This is a genomic window from Pseudomonas donghuensis (assembly GCF_000696345.2).
Taxonomy (GTDB): domain Bacteria; phylum Pseudomonadota; class Gammaproteobacteria; order Pseudomonadales; family Pseudomonadaceae; genus Aquipseudomonas; species Aquipseudomonas donghuensis.
The window spans coordinates 1,247,343-1,262,323 of sequence record NZ_CP071706.1; the positions used below are offsets into that span (position 1 = coordinate 1,247,343).

At 63.5% G+C, this 14,981-nt stretch carries 11 protein-coding genes and 1 pseudogene; 1 reads left to right on the forward strand and 11 read right to left on the reverse strand.

Annotated elements, in window-relative coordinates; translation table 11 throughout:
• Window positions 1-41: 41 nt before the first annotated feature.
• The 3 genes from BV82_RS05730 to arcD (BV82_RS05740) form a co-directional block, all read right to left on the reverse strand.
• Window positions 42-1,052: an ornithine carbamoyltransferase gene (locus BV82_RS05730; protein ID WP_010220190.1), complete on the reverse strand. Its 1,011-nt coding sequence runs from the start codon at window positions 1,050-1,052 to the stop codon at window positions 42-44.
• An 80-nt stretch (window positions 1,053-1,132) separates the two neighbouring features.
• Window positions 1,133-2,389 (reverse strand): arginine deiminase, encoded by a 1,257-nt coding sequence (gene arcA / locus BV82_RS05735; RefSeq protein ID WP_010220189.1) that lies wholly within the window; start codon window positions 2,387-2,389, stop codon window positions 1,133-1,135.
• Between the two features lie 33 nt (window positions 2,390-2,422).
• On the reverse strand, window positions 2,423-3,850 hold the full coding sequence (arcD, locus tag BV82_RS05740) for an arginine-ornithine antiporter (protein ID WP_036993969.1): 1,428 nt from the start codon (window positions 3,848-3,850) through the stop codon (window positions 2,423-2,425).
• Between the two features lie 443 nt (window positions 3,851-4,293).
• On the opposite strand from arcD (BV82_RS05740), the gene arcD (BV82_RS05745) reads away from it, so the two are divergent.
• Window positions 4,294-5,721 (forward strand): arginine-ornithine antiporter, encoded by a 1,428-nt coding sequence (gene arcD / locus BV82_RS05745; RefSeq protein ID WP_036993970.1) that lies wholly within the window; start codon window positions 4,294-4,296, stop codon window positions 5,719-5,721.
• A gap of 105 nt (window positions 5,722-5,826) precedes the next feature.
• On the opposite strand, the gene BV82_RS05750 is transcribed toward arcD (BV82_RS05745), so the two are convergent.
• The 8 genes and pseudogenes from BV82_RS05750 to BV82_RS05780 all read right to left on the reverse strand — a co-directional run bounded on the left by BV82_RS05750 (window position 5,827) and on the right by BV82_RS05780 (window position 14,959).
• Window positions 5,827-7,185 (reverse strand): CoA transferase, encoded by a 1,359-nt coding sequence (locus BV82_RS05750; RefSeq protein ID WP_010220186.1) that lies wholly within the window; start codon window positions 7,183-7,185, stop codon window positions 5,827-5,829.
• Between the two features lie 49 nt (window positions 7,186-7,234).
• Window positions 7,235-7,990 (reverse strand): methyl-accepting chemotaxis protein, encoded by a 756-nt coding sequence (locus BV82_RS26655; protein ID WP_371128687.1) that lies wholly within the window; start codon window positions 7,988-7,990, stop codon window positions 7,235-7,237.
• Between the two features lie 102 nt (window positions 7,991-8,092).
• Window positions 8,093-9,430 (reverse strand): annotated as a pseudogene (locus tag BV82_RS26660) (methyl-accepting chemotaxis protein); the annotation flags it as partial.
• A 31-nt stretch (window positions 9,431-9,461) separates the two neighbouring features.
• The gene (locus BV82_RS05760; RefSeq protein WP_010220184.1) at window positions 9,462-9,887 is read right to left on the reverse strand and encodes a YbaN family protein; all 426 of its coding nucleotides are present in this window, start codon (window positions 9,885-9,887) and stop codon (window positions 9,462-9,464) included.
• Between the two features lie 60 nt (window positions 9,888-9,947).
• Window positions 9,948-10,562, reverse strand: coding sequence for a biliverdin-producing heme oxygenase (locus BV82_RS05765; RefSeq protein WP_010220183.1), 615 nt, complete (start codon window positions 10,560-10,562; stop codon window positions 9,948-9,950).
• 114 nt (window positions 10,563-10,676) lie between these two features.
• A complete protein-coding gene (locus tag BV82_RS05770) occupies window positions 10,677-13,271 on the reverse strand; it encodes a TonB-dependent receptor (protein ID WP_036993973.1) in 2,595 nt (864 codons plus the stop codon).
• A gap of 119 nt (window positions 13,272-13,390) precedes the next feature.
• Window positions 13,391-14,353 carry a FecR family protein gene (locus BV82_RS05775; protein ID WP_026001135.1) on the reverse strand — a complete coding sequence of 321 codons (963 nt, stop codon included), beginning with the start codon at window positions 14,351-14,353 and terminating at the stop codon, window positions 13,391-13,393.
• A 93-nt stretch (window positions 14,354-14,446) separates the two neighbouring features.
• Complete coding sequence (locus BV82_RS05780) at window positions 14,447-14,959, reverse strand: RNA polymerase sigma factor (RefSeq protein ID WP_010220179.1); 513 nt, start codon at window positions 14,957-14,959, stop codon at window positions 14,447-14,449.
• Window positions 14,960-14,981: the final 22 nt, after the last annotated feature.

The window sequence follows — 14,981 nt, forward strand, 5'->3', positions numbered from 1 at the left end:
ATCGCGGGGCAAGCCCGCTCCCACAGAGATTGGCAGCTGGATTACAGGTCAGCCAGGGTCGAGACCAGGATCGCCTTGATGGTGTGCATGCGGTTTTCCGCTTGCTCGAAGGCGATGCAGGCAGGCGACTCGAACACGTCGTCGGTCACTTCGATACCGTTGGCCAGGTTCGGGTACTGCTCGGCGATCTGTTTGCCGACCTTGGTGTCGGAGTTGTGGAACGCTGGCAGGCAGTGCATGAACTTGGTCCGCGGGTTGCCGGTGGCTTTCATCAGCTCGGCGTTGACCTGGTACGGCAGCAGTTGCTGGATGCGTTCGCCCCAGGCTTCAACCGGCTCGCCCATCGATACCCAGACGTCGGTGTGGATGAAATCGACGCCCTTGACCGCCGCTTTCGGGTCTTCGGTGAGGGTGATGCGTGCGCCGCTTTCTTCCGCGTATTTCTTGCAACGGGCGACCAGGTCGTCGTGCGGCCACAGGGCTTTGGGCGCGCAGATGCGCACGTCCATGCCAAGTTTGGCGCCGACCAGCAGCAGCGAGTTGCCCATGTTGTTGCGGGCATCGCCCAGGTAGGCGTAGCTGATGTCGTGGATCGGCTTGTCGGCGTGTTCACGCATGGTCAGCACGTCGGCGATCATCTGGGTCGGGTGGTATTCGTCGGTCAGGCCGTTGAACACCGGGACGCCGGCGAACTTGGCCAGCTCTTCGACGATTTCCTGCTTGAAGCCACGGTATTCGATGGCGTCATACATGCGCCCAAGCACCCGGGCGGTGTCCTTCATGCTTTCCTTGTGGCCGATCTGCGAGGAGTTAGGGTCGATGTAGGTGACGTTGGCGCCCTGGTCGTAGGCAGCCACTTCAAAGGCGCAACGGGTGCGGGTCGAGGTTTTCTCGAAGATCAGCGCAATGTTGTTGCCTTTGAGGTGCTGCTGCTCGGTGCCGGTGTACTTGGCACGTTTCAGGTCGCGGGACAGGTCCAGCAGGTAGCGCAACTCGCGAGGGGTGTGGTGTTCCAGGCTCAGCAGGTTACGGTTGTGGATGTTGAACGCCATGATGATTCTCCTGTTCGTGTGAACGGAAAGCGGTGATCGGCCCGCCTGCACCCGTGGGTGCAGACGGTTGGATGGTCGTTTTAGTAGTCGATAGGGTCACGCACGATCGGGCAGGTCATGCAGTGACCGCCGCCGCGACCGCGGCCCAGTTCGCCGGCGCTGATGGTGATGACTTCGACACCGGCCTTGCGCAGCAGGGTATTGGTGTAGGTGTTGCGGTCGTAGCCGATGACCACGCCAGGCTCTACCGCCACCACGTTGTTGCCGTCATCCCATTGCTCGCGTTCGGCGGCGAAGCTGTTGCCGCCGGTTTCCACTACGCGCAGCTGCTTGAGGTTGAGGGACTCGGCGACCACGTCGAGGAACGACTTGTTCTCGCGGCGCACGTCCATGCCGTACGGCTTGCTGCTGTCCGGACGGATGACGAACGGGACGATTTCCTTGACCACTTCCGGGAAGATCGTGACCAGGTCGCGGTCGCAGAAGCTGAACACGGTGTCCAGGTGCATCGCTGCGCGGGATTTCGGCAAGCCGGCCACCACGACCTTCTCGACCGCGCCTTTGGCAAACAGCGATTGCGCCAGTTGACCGATGGCCTGGCGCGAGGTGCGCTCGCCCATGCCGATCAGGACCACGCCATTGCCGATCGGCATGACGTCGCCGCCTTCGAGGGTGGCTTTGCCGTGGTCATGGTCCGGGTCGCCGTACCAGACTTCAAAGTCGGCACCGCTGAACTCGGGGTGGAACTTGTAGATGGCGGTGGTCAGCAGGGTTTCCTGACGTCGCGCCGGCCAGTACATCGGGTTGAGGGTCACGCCGCCGTAGATCCAGCAGGTGGTGTCGCGGGTGAACTGGGTGTTGGGCAGTGGGTCGAGCAGGAAGCTGGAGTGGCCCAGGTAGTCGCGGTACATCTTGATGACGCTGGCGCCTTCGCTGTCGGGCAGGTCTTCACCGGCCACGCCGCCGATCAGGAATTCGGCGAGCTTTCGTGGCTCCAGGCCTTCGAGCCAGCTGCGCACTTCGTTGGTCAGTCCGACTCCGACGGTGTCCGGGGTGATCTTGCGGTCGAGGATCCATTTCAGCGCTTCGGGGTTCTGTACGGTCTCGGTCAGCAGGTTGTGCATTTCCAGCACTTCGATGCCGCGCTCGCGCATTTTGGTGACGAAGTCGAAGTGGTCGCGCTTGGCCTGGTTGACCCAGATGACGTCATCGAACAGCAGTTCGTCGCAGTTGCTCGGGGTCAGGCGCTGGTGCGCCAGGCCAGGGGAGCAGACCATCACTTTGCGCAGTTTGCCGGCTTCGGAATGTACGCCGTACTTAACTTTATCCGTGGACATGGTTCATTTCCTCCAAGTTGCGAAAACGGGTGGTTACAGAGTCAGGAAGCCGTCGTACAGGCCGTAGGCCGCCACCAGGGCGCCAAGGACCACGGCGGCGAAGATCAGCTTCTCCACGTTGGTAAAAATCGGTTGGCCGACCTCGCGCTTGGCCTTGGCGAACAGGATCACGCCAGGGGCATAGAGCAGGGCCGAGAGCAGCAGGTATTTGACGCCGCCGGCATACAGCAGCCAGACCGCGTAGAGCAGGGCGATGGCGCCGATGATCAGGTCTTTCTTGCGTTCGGCCAGGGCCTGTTCGTAGGTTTCACTGCGCAGGGCGAGCAGGAAGGCATAGGCTGCCGACCACAGGTAAGGCACCAGGATCATCGAGGTGGCGAGGTAGATCAGTGACAGGTAGGTACTGGCCGAGAACAGGGTGATGACCAGGAAGATCTGCACCATGGCGTTGGTCAGCCACAAGGCATTGGCCGGTACGTGGTTGGCGTTCTCGCGGCGCAGGAACTCCGGCATGGTGTGGTCTTTGGCGGCGGCGAACATGATCTCGGCGCACAGCAGCACCCAGGACAGCAGCGCGCCGAGCAGCGAGATGATCAGGCCGACGCTGATCAGGACCGCGCCCCAGTGACCGACCACGTGCTCAAGCACGGCAGCCATCGACGGGTTCTGCAGCTTGGCCAGTTCCGGTTGAGTCATGATGCCCAGCGACAGCACGTTGACCAGCACCAGGAACAGCAGCACGGTGATGAAGCCGATGACCGTGGCCTTGCCCACGTCCGAGCGTTTTTCCGCCCGGGCCGAGAAGATGCTCGCGCCTTCGATGCCGATGAACACCCAGACGGTGACCAGCATCATGTTGCGCACCTGGTTCATCACGCTGCCCAGGTCCGGGTTCATCGAACCCCAGATGTCAGCGGTGAAGATGTCCAGCTTGAAGGCGAACAGCGCGATCAGCACGAACAGCGCCAGCGGCACGACCTTGGCCACGGTGGTGACCAGGTTGATGAAGGCCGCTTCCTTGATGCCGCGCAGCACCAGGAAATGCACGGCCCAGAGCAGTACCGAGGCGCCAATGACCGCCGCCGGGGTGTTGCCCTCGCCAAAGATCGGGAAGAAGTAGCCAAGCGTGCTGAACAGCAATACGAAGTAGCCGACGTTGCCGAGCCAGGCACTGATCCAGTAGCCCCAGGCCGAAGAAAAGCCCATGTAATCGCCGAAACCGGCCTTGGCGTAGGCGTACACCCCGCCGTCCAGGTCAGGCTTGCGATTGGCCAATGTCTGGAATACGAAAGCCAGGGTCAGCATGCCGATGGCAGTGATGCCCCAGCCGATCAGAACAGCGCCTACATCGGCACTTGCGGCCATGTTTTGCGGCAGCGAAAAGATCCCGCCGCCGATCATCGAGCCGACAACAAGTGCAACCAGCGCACCAAGTCGTAGTTTTCCGGGAGCGTCTGACATTGAATAACTCCGTACCAGGAGAAGAGATGGCGCTAGAATAAATCCAGCGGCGAATTCATTAGCTGATTCAGGTCAGTTCATGAGGACATTCCATTGCAAATCAATGACTGAAACAGCTTCCCGGAGTACGCCGACCACAGTGCTGCAAGCCTTGTCCACCGGCACCTCCATGGCGTTTTAGAGCAATCGCTCTTGCGGGGGCTGCGAGAATTGAAGCTAGTCCGTTTTGGGGGAATCGCAAATTTTCACTGAGAAAATTTCTTATTAGCTTGAAGAGGCGGAAATTGTGCCCAAAACTCACCGTTTAGTTCGTCAGGCATAGACGCACTAGTTATGAGCAGGGGGCGCTTAGTGGTTTAATATATATAGACGCTAAGACTGAGCTTGTATTTAACTCAGGGTGTACCTCTGGCGTTACAAACACGAGACAGAAGGGGATCTGCATGTCCGAACCTGGACAGAAATTGCGCCTGGGTGCGTTGATCGCCTTGGTGGTCGGCTCGATGATCGGCGGTGGGATTTTTTCGCTGCCGCAAAACATGGCCGCACGTGCTGACGTCGGCGCGGTACTGATCGGCTGGGGGATTACGGCGGTGGGCATGTTGGCGCTGGCCTTCGTGTTCCAGACCCTGGCCAACCGCAAACCTGAGCTCGACTCCGGGGTGTATGCCTACGCCAAGGCCGGCTTTGGCGATTACATGGGCTTTTCTTCGGCCTGGGGCTACTGGATCAGCGCTTGGCTGGGCAACGTCGGCTACTTCGTGCTGCTGTTCAGCACCCTGGGTTTCTACTTTCCGGTGTTCGGTGAGGGCAATACGCCGATTGCCATTGCCTGTGCCTCGTTGCTGCTGTGGGCGGTGCACTTTCTGGTGCTGCGCGGAATCAAGGAGGCGGCGTTCATCAACCAGGTCACCACCGTGGCCAAGATCGTGCCGCTGGTGATGTTCATCGTCATTGCCGCCGTGGCGTTTCGCGCCGACATCTTCACTCGTGATATCTGGGGCATGAGCAACCCGAAGTTCGGCGGGGTGCTGGACCAGGTACGCAACATGATGCTGGTGACGGTGTTCGTGTTCATCGGTATCGAGGGTGCCAGCGTCTATTCGGGGCGCGCGGCAAAGCGCTCGGACGTCGGCAAGGCCACGGTGGTCGGCTTTCTTGGCGTGCTGGCCCTGCTGGTGCTGGTCAACGTGCTGTCGCTCGGGGTGATGACCCAGCCGGAACTGGCGGCCTTGCAGAACCCGTCGCTGGCCTCGGTGCTTGAACATATTGTCGGGCCCTGGGGGGCCTTGCTGATCAGTATCGGCCTGGCGGTGTCGCTGCTCGGCGCCTTGCTGTCGTGGGCCTTGCTGTGTGCCGAGATTCTCTTTGCCACCGCTCGCGACCAGACCATGCCGCGCTTTCTGGCCAGGGAAAACGCCAACCACGTTCCCTCCAATGCGCTGTGGCTGACCAACGTGATGATTCAGCTGTTCCTGCTGATCACGCTGTTCTCTGCCGGGACCTACACCAGCCTGATCTACCTGGCGTCGTCGATGATCCTGGTGCCCTATCTGTGGTCGGCGGCTTATGCGGTATTGCTGGCGGTGCGCGGGGAATCGTACGAAGGGCACCCGGGGGCGCGACGCAAGGACTTGGTGATTGCCGGTATCGCCCTGGTGTATGCGATTTGGCTGTTGTACGCCGGCGGGCTCAAGTACCTGTTGTTGTCGGCGCTGCTGTACGCGCCGGGGGTGATCCTGTTCGCCAGGGCCAAGCATGAGCAGGGGCAGGCGCTGTTTACCACTTGGGAGAAGCTGATCTTTGCTGCGGTGCTGGTGGGCGCGGGGTTGGCGGCTTATGGCTTGTACAGTGGGGTGTTGAGCCTTTAATCAGGGCTGCGGCGCAGCCCATCGCCGGCAAGGCCGGCTCCCACAGTAGACCGGTGTGCAGCACACTCTGTGGGGGCTGGCTTTGCCCGCGAGAGGCCCTCGCATTCACCAACAGGCAGCAGCAGAACCCAGCTCACAAGCCCCCCGCTCCCAAACCAGCGGCGCCCCTGCAACCCGCAGCGGCGCTTTTAGCCGTCGCGCCGTCCCCCAGGGCGTCTGCTCCAGTAGCGGGTTCAGATCCGCCGCCGTCTCTACCTGCAACGGCACATCCGCTACCACGGTGCCCTGATCGATCAACAACTTCGCCGTGCGCGCCAGCGACAGGCGCAAGGTTGCCCCGCAACCGCTGCCCAGGCGATCGCTGTACGCCTTGATCGCCGCAGCCGCCATCAGGTAGCCGGTGCCATGGTCCAGCGCCTGCACCGGCAGCGGCACGGGCTGGTCGGCCTGTTGCCAGCGCATGCCTTCGCAAGCGATGCCGCAACTCATCTGCACCAGGCTGTCGAAGCCCCGGCGCTGCTGCCAAGGGCCGCTCCAGCCGTAGGCGTTGAGGCTCACATCGATGAGCCCGGGGTTGAGCTGGCGGCGCTGTTCGCTGGCATACCCCAGTCGTTCGAGGGCATCGGCGCGGTAACCATGCAGGAGAATATCGGCTTCACTGAGCAGGCGTTCAAACACCCGTCGATCATCCCCATCGTGCAAGTCCAGGTGCGCACAACGTTTACCCAGGGTCACCTCGGCAACCACCGCCGGTTCCTCCCAGCCTGGCGGGTCGATCCGCAGTACCTCAGCGCCGAAGCCAGCCAGCAGGCGGCTGGCTGTGGGGCCGGCGAGGATGCGGGTCAGGTCCAGCACCTTGACCCCGGCCAGAGGTCGGACGGCGTTACCGCTCCAGCGTCTGCTTGTAAAGGCTGGAGCCAGTTGGCGGTGAATCAACGGCTCGGCATTCACTGCCAGGCCCTGAGGATGGGCCGACCATTCGGACCCGCTGTGCATTTGCGCGGCGCAACCGCCAGCGGTGACTATCGCGCTTTCCAGCTCGCTTGCGCGCCAGCGCGCAACCAGGTCAGCCATTTGTGCGCGATCAGCCGCACGGCCCACTACCTTCTCGGCGGCGGCGCGATGATGAGCTGCGTTGGTATGCAGGCGAATCCAGCCGTCCTCGGCGCGGTAGTCACCGGCAATCGGGTCCCACAAGGGCGGTGTGCTCCAGCCTTGCGGGCGCAGGCTGGTGGCGAACCAGAACGAGCTCAGGCGGCGGTCAACTTCAACGGCAGGCTGTTGCTCAAGCTGGCGCCGCAGCAGTTCGGCGATTGCCAGGCCACAGGCGGCAACGCTGCTGCTGGCAAGCGCGGTGACGGCGAAAGTCGAAGGCAGGGCGCCGTTGCCGTGAAAGCGCAGGGTATTGCGCAGTGCCGTTGGCAGCTGCAGTTCGGCGACAAGGGTGTCGAGTAGCGCGGTCATCAATGGCCCTCCAGCAGAAGGGCCATTGCAGACCATCAGCGGCGCCAGGTCAAACCCTGAACTGATCCATCAGGGCCATCTGCTGCGACGACAGGGTGTTGAGCTGGCTGCTCACCTGCGCCGATTCGGCGGCCTGGCCGGTCAGGGTCTCGGTCACGCCACGGATCGCCGAGACGTTGCGGTTGACCTCTTCGGCCACGGCGCTTTGCTGCTCGGCGGCACTGGCGATCTGCAGGTTCATGTCGCTGATCACCGTGACCGCCTCGCTGATTTTGTCCAGCGCTTGCACCGCCTGGTGGATCTGCCCGGCGTTTTCCTGGGCCTTGCCGTGGCTCGAATGCATGGTCGCGACCACCTCGCGGGTGTTGCTCTGGATGCGCTCGATCACCTGGCGGATCTCTTCCACCGAGTCCTGGGTGCGCCGTGCCAGATTGCGCACTTCATCGGCCACCACGGCAAAGCCACGGCCGCTTTCGCCGGCGCGGGCCGCTTCGATCGCGGCGTTGAGGGCCAGCAGGTTGGTCTGTTCGGCGATGCTGCGGATCACTTCCAGCACCGAGCCGATCTGCTCGCTGTTCTGCGCCAGGGTTTCCACTTCGCCGACGGCCTTGCTGACCTGTTCGGCAAGCACGGTAATGTCGCGGGTGCTGCGCTCGATGATTGCCATGCCGTCCTTGGCCGAGCGGTCGGCCCCTCGGGCGGCATCGGCAGCACTGGCGGCGCTGTTGGCGACGTCATGGGCGGTGGCGCTCATCTCGTTGGAGGCGGTGGCCACCTGGTCGATCTCGCGAAACTGCACCTGCATGCCTTCGCTGGTGCGCTGGGCAATCGCCGAGGACTGGTCGGCGGTGGCTCGGGCCTGGGTGATGCTCTGCTTGATCTGGGCGATGGTCGGCTGCAGCTTGTCGAGGAAGCGGTTGAAGCCGCCGGTCAGCCGGCCCAGTTCGTCCTTGCGCGCGTAGCGCAGGCGCTGGGTCAGGTCGCCGTCGCCGCTGGCGATGTCTTCGAGCATGCTCGCCACGCTGTTCAGCGGGCGGGTCACGCCGGTGGCGGTCAGCCACATCAGCAGCAGGCCGCCGAGGCCGGCGAGGGTGGCGAACAGCAGCACCTTGACGGTGCCGCTGGTGCGGGCGTCCTCGAGGGTAGCCTGAAGGCTGGTGGCGTCGGCCAGCAGTACCTGCTTGGGCAGGTCGATCAGAATGCCCCAGGGTTTGCTGTCGGCAATCGGTTGCACCGGGTTGACGGCACGGATGGTTTGGCCTTGCTCAAGGATCAGCGGCTGGTTGGCGGCGAGCTTTTGCAGTGCTTGCTGGCCGTCCTGGTCGATGGGTTTGCCGACCTTGCCGGCATCGTTGCTGTTGGCGGCCAGCAGGCCGCTGGGGGCGACGATCATCAAGCGCCCGGCGCCGTTGAACAGCTCCTGCTGGGCTTTGGCGGCAGCGGATTGCAGGGCATCGAGGGAGATGTCCACGCCGGCCACGGCGATCACCTTGCCGTTGTGCAGCACCGGCATGGTGATACTGGTCATCAGCATCTGCTTGCCGCCGACGGTGTCGGAGTAGGGTTCGAGCAGGCACGCCCGGGCGCTGTTGCGCGAGCAGGTGTACCAGACGTTGTAGGGCGTGCCGCTGAGGTTGATCTCGGTCTTGTTCAGGTCGACATCGCTGATCACCGTGTTCAGGGCCTGGCCCTGGGCGCGGCTCCAGTAACTGGCAAAGCGCCCGCTTTCGTTGCTCAGGCGCTTGGCGTCGTTGGCAAAAGCACTGTCGCCGCCCTCCAGGCCATCGGCCTCGAAGGCCAGCCAGATGCCGAGCACGTCGGGGTTGCGCTTGAAGCTGGTGGCCAGGCTCTGGTTGATCGCTTCGCGCAGGTCGCCGCCGCTCAGGCCGCGGTCACGGGCCAGTTGTTGCAGGTCCTGGACCTGGTCGGCGAGGGCGGTGATGACGGTCTGGCTGTCGCTGAAGGTGCGCCGCAGCATCTCGGCTTTCTCGCCCGCGCGGGCCTGCAGCAGGGCCTGGACGTTGCGGGTGAGCATGGTGGTGCTGGCGTCAGCGACCAGTTCATCGCTCTGGTGCGATTGATACAGGTTGATACCGACGACAAGTGCGACCACGCCAAGCAGGCAGAGGCCGGAGAGCAGGACGATTTTCAGGCGGATCGAGAGCGTGTCGAACATGGACGTACTCGCTAAAAGGCAGGCCGGCAGGGACCGAGCCACCGTACGGGCTCGATTCGCTACATCCATTTAGCGATAACAGTTCATCGGCCTTATAGCCTTAGCCATGAGTGTGTGCCGATGAACGGTCGTCAAGGCTCAAGGGCGCGGCTTCTGGCCGCGACCAGATCCACAGGTTGCCCAGGGTCATGCCGGCAATGGCGAGAAATACCGGCCAGCGATGGTCGAGGAACACCAGCATGAGGCTGGCGCACAGCAGCATGCTGAGCGTGGCGCTGACCTTGGCCCGGCGCTGGATCACCTTGCCGTTGCGCCAGTTGCTCAGGATCGGCCCGAACAAGCGATGGTTTTCCAGCCAGGCGCTCAGGCGCGGCGAACTGCGGGTGGCGGCCCAAGCGGCAAGGAGGATGAATTCGGTGGTGGGCAGGCCGGGAATCACGATTGCCACCAGGCCGATGCCGAGGCTGACGTAAGCCAGCAGGCCAAACAGCAGGCGTGAGAGTTTTGAAGCGGCTGGGCGGGTCATGGGCTTGTCGGTGTGCACGGGCAAGGCCCGGTTACCGCGAGGGTAACCGGGTACGACGCATCAGGCCAGTTCGGCTTTAGGCGCAGTTGCATAGGCGTGTTTGAGCAGTTCGGTGAAGCGCTCGAAGGCGGCCACGGCGCCTTGCTCGGCCTTGGCTTCTTCTTCGGCGCTCAGTTGCAGGCCGTCGAGGATGCGGGTGAACTGTTTCCAGCCTTCGGCGCGGCCACCGGCCGGTTCGCCCAGGTGACGGGCACCGAAGCTGTCCGACAGGCCCAGGCCTACGGCACGTTTGATCAGGAACGCGGCGCCAAGCTTGGAACCTTCGGAAACGAAGATCCAGCCCATGGCTTCACCCAGGCTTGGGTTCTGCAGGGCGCCGGCGAAGTCGGCCGGGATCTCGGTGTTCAGGTCCGCCAGGTCCAGGCCGGCCTGTTCGGCGCGGCAGCGTTCGGCCAGATCCGGGACGATGGCGATCAGTGCCGGATCGGTGTACAGCGCTTTGAGCTCGGACTGGAACAGGTACTGGGCAACCACGAAGCGGGCGAAACTCTCGCGGGTTTCGAACGGCGCGTGGGATTTGACCAGGGCGTCCAGTTCGCTGTGCGGGGCGTGGGTCAGCTGGTTCAAGCGTTGCGAGCGCAGGCTGGCGCGTTCGGCGGTGGTAGCGGCGGTCATGGTGATTCCTTGCGAAATGGGCGTGCCTGATGACTAGACGAATGAGAAGACGCGTGACAGTAAAAAAACCTCACCTGCGGGGGGCTGCATTTGCAGCCCCCCGCAGGTTCTCGGTCAGATGTCCCAGACCAGGTTGATGGCGACGTTGCGGCCCGGCATGGTCAGGCGGTCGAGGTTGGCCGGGGCGGTCACTGCCGCTTCACCGAGGCCGTCGTAGCCGCGCACGTCATCCCACTGCCAGTACTTTTTGTCGGTCAGGTTGTAGAGACCGGCGTTGACGCTGATGTCGTCAGTGACCTTGTAGAAACCGGTCAGGTCGAGCACGCCGTAGCCGGGGGTGCGGAACTGCTTGCTGGTGCCGTCGGGGGCAAAGAAGGTGGTGTCGTCGACGCGGTCCTTGCGCTTGACCAGGGTCCAGCTCAGCAGCGCGCCGTATTGTTCCTGCTCGTAGCCCAGGCCCATCACCGCGGTCAGCGGGTTGACGCTGTTGAGTGGCTGGCCGCTGTCGTCGTTGCGGCCGTGGGCGTAGGCCAGCGAGCCCTGGGTGTACACGCCGTGCGGAGCACCGAAGGCGTCGAGGTTCAGGCGGCCCTTGAACTCGGCACCCTTGATGGTCGCGTGCTTGATGTTGTTGGCTTCGAAGGTCTGGCCCAGGTTGCTGCCCTGCACGGCGTCTTCGTTGATGAAGTCGCGGTACTTGTTGTAGAACACCGCAACATCGAAGTTACCCGCTTCGAAGTTGCCGCGCAGACCGGTTTCGTAGCTCTTGCTCTTTTCCGGTTCGAGGTTGGAGTTGCCACGCACGCTGTAGCCCAGCCCCGGGTTCTCGAAGCGGCCGTACAGCGCCTTGGCGGTTGGCGTGCGGAAGCCTTCGGCGTACTGGCCGTACCAGGTGTAGTTGTCGTTGAAGGCGTAAGTCAGGCCGAACTTGGGCGAGACCCGGTGCCATTTCTTGGCGTCGTCATCGACAGGGTCGGTGGCGCTGGCGCCAACCCCGCGGAGGAACTCGTCGGTCATGTGCGGCTTGAGTTCGGTGTAGTCGTAGCGCACACCCGGCAGGAAGGTCCACTGGTTCCAGCGGATCTCGTCCTGGGCGAACAGGCTGTAGGTGTTGACGGTCGGATCGGGGAAATCGCTGACCAGGGCCTGGCTGTCTTTGGCACTGGCCTGGCCGATGAATTGACAGTCGCCACCAACGTTCAGGCAGGTGCCGGTGCCGCTGCGCGAGCCGGTGACCTTCTGGTGCTTGAGGGTGGTGCCGTAGGTCAGCAGGTGCTCGGTGGCGCCGACGCTGAAGGCTTTGTCCAGTTGCGCGTCGAACAGCCACTGGCGATCCTTGTAGGTGGTCTGGCGGTCACGGAACACCTGGCGGCCCGATGCGAAGTAGAGCTCTTCGGTGCGCTGGTCGGTCTTGCCGATCTGGTAGTTCAGGCTCCACTTCATGTTGTCGGCCAGTACGCTGCCCAGGGCGAATTCGTGGTTGATACCGAAACGCTCGCGGGTCACGGTGTCGTTACCGGTGCGGTCGCGGTACGAGTTCATGGCGCCAAAGCCTGGAATGAACGGCCCGCCCACGGCGCTCTTCTGCTTCAGGTCGCGGTCGTCCTTGTAGCTTTCGTAGGTGAAGGCCAGGCGCGCGTCGTCAGCGTAGTTCCAGCCGGCCTTGGCGAGGATGTTGGTGGTGCGTACGTCTTCGGGGTTGGCGGCGGTACGCGCCAGGCCTGTGCCGCCGTGGCTGCTGTAGGACTCGGTTTCATGGCCGTTGCGCTGGCTCAGGTGCAGCAGGCCGTCGAACTCGCCCTGGCGGCCGGCGACGGTGGCCGAGTTCAGCCAGCTTTCGTCTGCCGAGCTGTAGCCGGTCTTCAGGCGTGCGCCGACGTCCTGGCCAGGCTTGATGATGTCGTCGGGGTCGAGGGTGAAGTAGCTGACCGCGCCGCCGATGGCGTTGCTGCCGTACAGCACCGAGGCCGGGCCACGGAGGATCTCCACGCGCTTGACGATCTCAGGGTCGACGTAGTTGCGCTGGGTCTGGGCGTAGGGGCCGAAGAAGAAACTGTCGGGGATCGACACGCCGTCGATCTGGGTCAGTACCCGTTCACCGTCGATACCACGGATGTTGTAACCGTTCAGGCCGCTGCGCTGCCCGGTGCCGCTGACCGACACACCCGGCTCGTAACGGACCAGGTCCTTGATGCTGTTGACGTTCTGCCGGTCGAGCTGCTCACGGGTCTGCACGCTGACGGTGCTCGGCACCTGGCTGATGTCCTGGGCGCTGCGGGTGGCACTGACGGTGATCTGCTGCAGGGCGATGGCCTTGCTGGCGCTGCGTTCAATCACCACGTTGCCGCTGCCGAGGGTGCGGTAGCTCAAGCCGGTGCCGGCCAGCAGTTGCTGTAACGCGGCTTCCGGCTTCAGCGAACCCTGCGCCCCCGGGGAGGCCACGCCTTCGGCCAGTTCAGCGGAGAAGCCCACTTGCCAGCCGGTCACCACAGTAAAGGCATTGAGCGCCGACACCAGTGGTTGCTGGCTGATGGCGAAGCGGTAGTCGCCCATCCGCGGGGCACTGGCCTGGGCCGGTTCCGCGGCCAGCGCCGGCAGGCTGCAGGCGCCGCTGGCGAGCAGGGCCAGGGTCAGCAGGGAGAACGTGCAACGCTGCAGGCCGGGGGTAGGTGAAGTGGCTGAAGACCGACGAGTGAAACCAGTGGGCATCGAAAGCGCTCCCTGTCGCGCAAATGTTATAGGTGCTGGCTGACTCAAAAATAAGAATCAGTTGCATTGGCTATAACGAGACGTAACAGCTTCAGGGATCGCGTAAAAAAACTTTTGCGTCAGTTGAGAATGACCAGTGCCGGGTATTCGTGCAACTGCGCCGAGGTGATGTGGGCAAGGGCGCGCAGGGTTTCCAGGGGTTGGTCGAGGCGGTAGTTGCCAGTGACCGCGACGTTTGCCAGGTGCTCATTACCGTTGATGATCCAGCCGGGGTAGTAGCGGCGCAGTTCGGCCAGCACCTGGCTCAACGGACAATTTTCGAATACCAGGCGGCCCTGGACCCAGGCCAGGTCCTTCTGCGCGTCCAGGCGCCCGCGTTGGCTGAAACCGTTGGGCCCGACGCTGATACTGTCCCCCGCCGACAGGCGAATGCGCTGGTCGCTGCTGGCCTGCAGGTCGACGTCACCGCGTTGCACCCGCACCTGGGCTTCGCCGTTGAGGTAGCGCACGGCAAAATCGGTGTCGCGCACGCTGGCCCGCAACGGGCCGGCCTGCAGCTCCAGGGGCGGTTGGGTACCGGCGGGCACTTCGAAGTAGGCCTCGCCCTGCAGCAGCCGGGCCACCTGACGGTTGTCGCGCAGGTCGCTGGCAAAGGCCGAATTGGTGTTGAGCAACACCCTGGAGCCGTCGTCCAGCTGTAGCCGCTGGCGTTCACCCACCACGGTCAGGTGGTCGGCCTGCAGGCGCAGCGGCAGGTTGCCAAGGGTGAAAATCCCTACCAGCAGCACGGCGGCTGCGGCCAGGGGCTTGTAGTGCGGGCGGATGCGTGAGCGTAGCGTGCGGCGCTGCCCCTGTTGCAACTGGCTGGCAACCTGACGCAACGGCGCGCCGTTCCAGATCGCTTCGGCCTCGACGTAGGCCCGGGCATTGGCCGGATCGGCTTCCAGCCAGGCTTCGAAGGCCTGGGTATCTTGTTCCGACGCGCATTGCAGGCGAATCAGCCAGTCCAGAGCCTGGTCCATGGCCTGATCACTGGCACCTTGGCCAGGTGGCGAGGGGCGAGGGGCGGGACGGTCGGTCACGGGTGGGTCCTTGGCGGGTTGGCGCTTTTGCGCGAATGATCGGGGGTATCCATGGGGATGGCAAGGGTTTAGCTGCGATCGACGACAGGCTGTTTACTGCAGCCGGTCGGCTACCCCCACACAGATGGCCATGATCAGTTTCAGTTCCTTCTGAACCGTGCTTGCCGAGACGTTCAACTGCTCGGCGATTTCCAGGTAGCTGGCGCCATGCAGGCGGCTGAGGATGAAGATCCGTTGTTGGCGCTCGGTCAATTGCGCGAGGCTGACGCTCAGGCGCTTGAGCAATTGTTCGGCGTGGGCGGCGTCTTCGGCGCTGCTGCTGGGCGCGGCGACGTTGTGCAGGATCTGCTCGGGTACATCGTCGACCAGGTTGCGCGACTGCGCCCGGCGTGCGCGCAAGTGATCGAGGGCGAGGTTGCGCGCAGTCTGGAACACGAAGGGTTCAAGGTGTTCGATGGGGCGTTCGCCAAGGGCGCGGGTCACCCGCAGGTAGGTCTCCTGCAACAGGTCCTCGGCAGTGCTGGGGTTATCCACCATGCGCTGCAGGGTACGCAGCAGGCTGACGCGCTGCGCGAGGAAAACGGCGTTGAACTGGGACTGACTCACAGCGGTACCCGACCATGGCGTG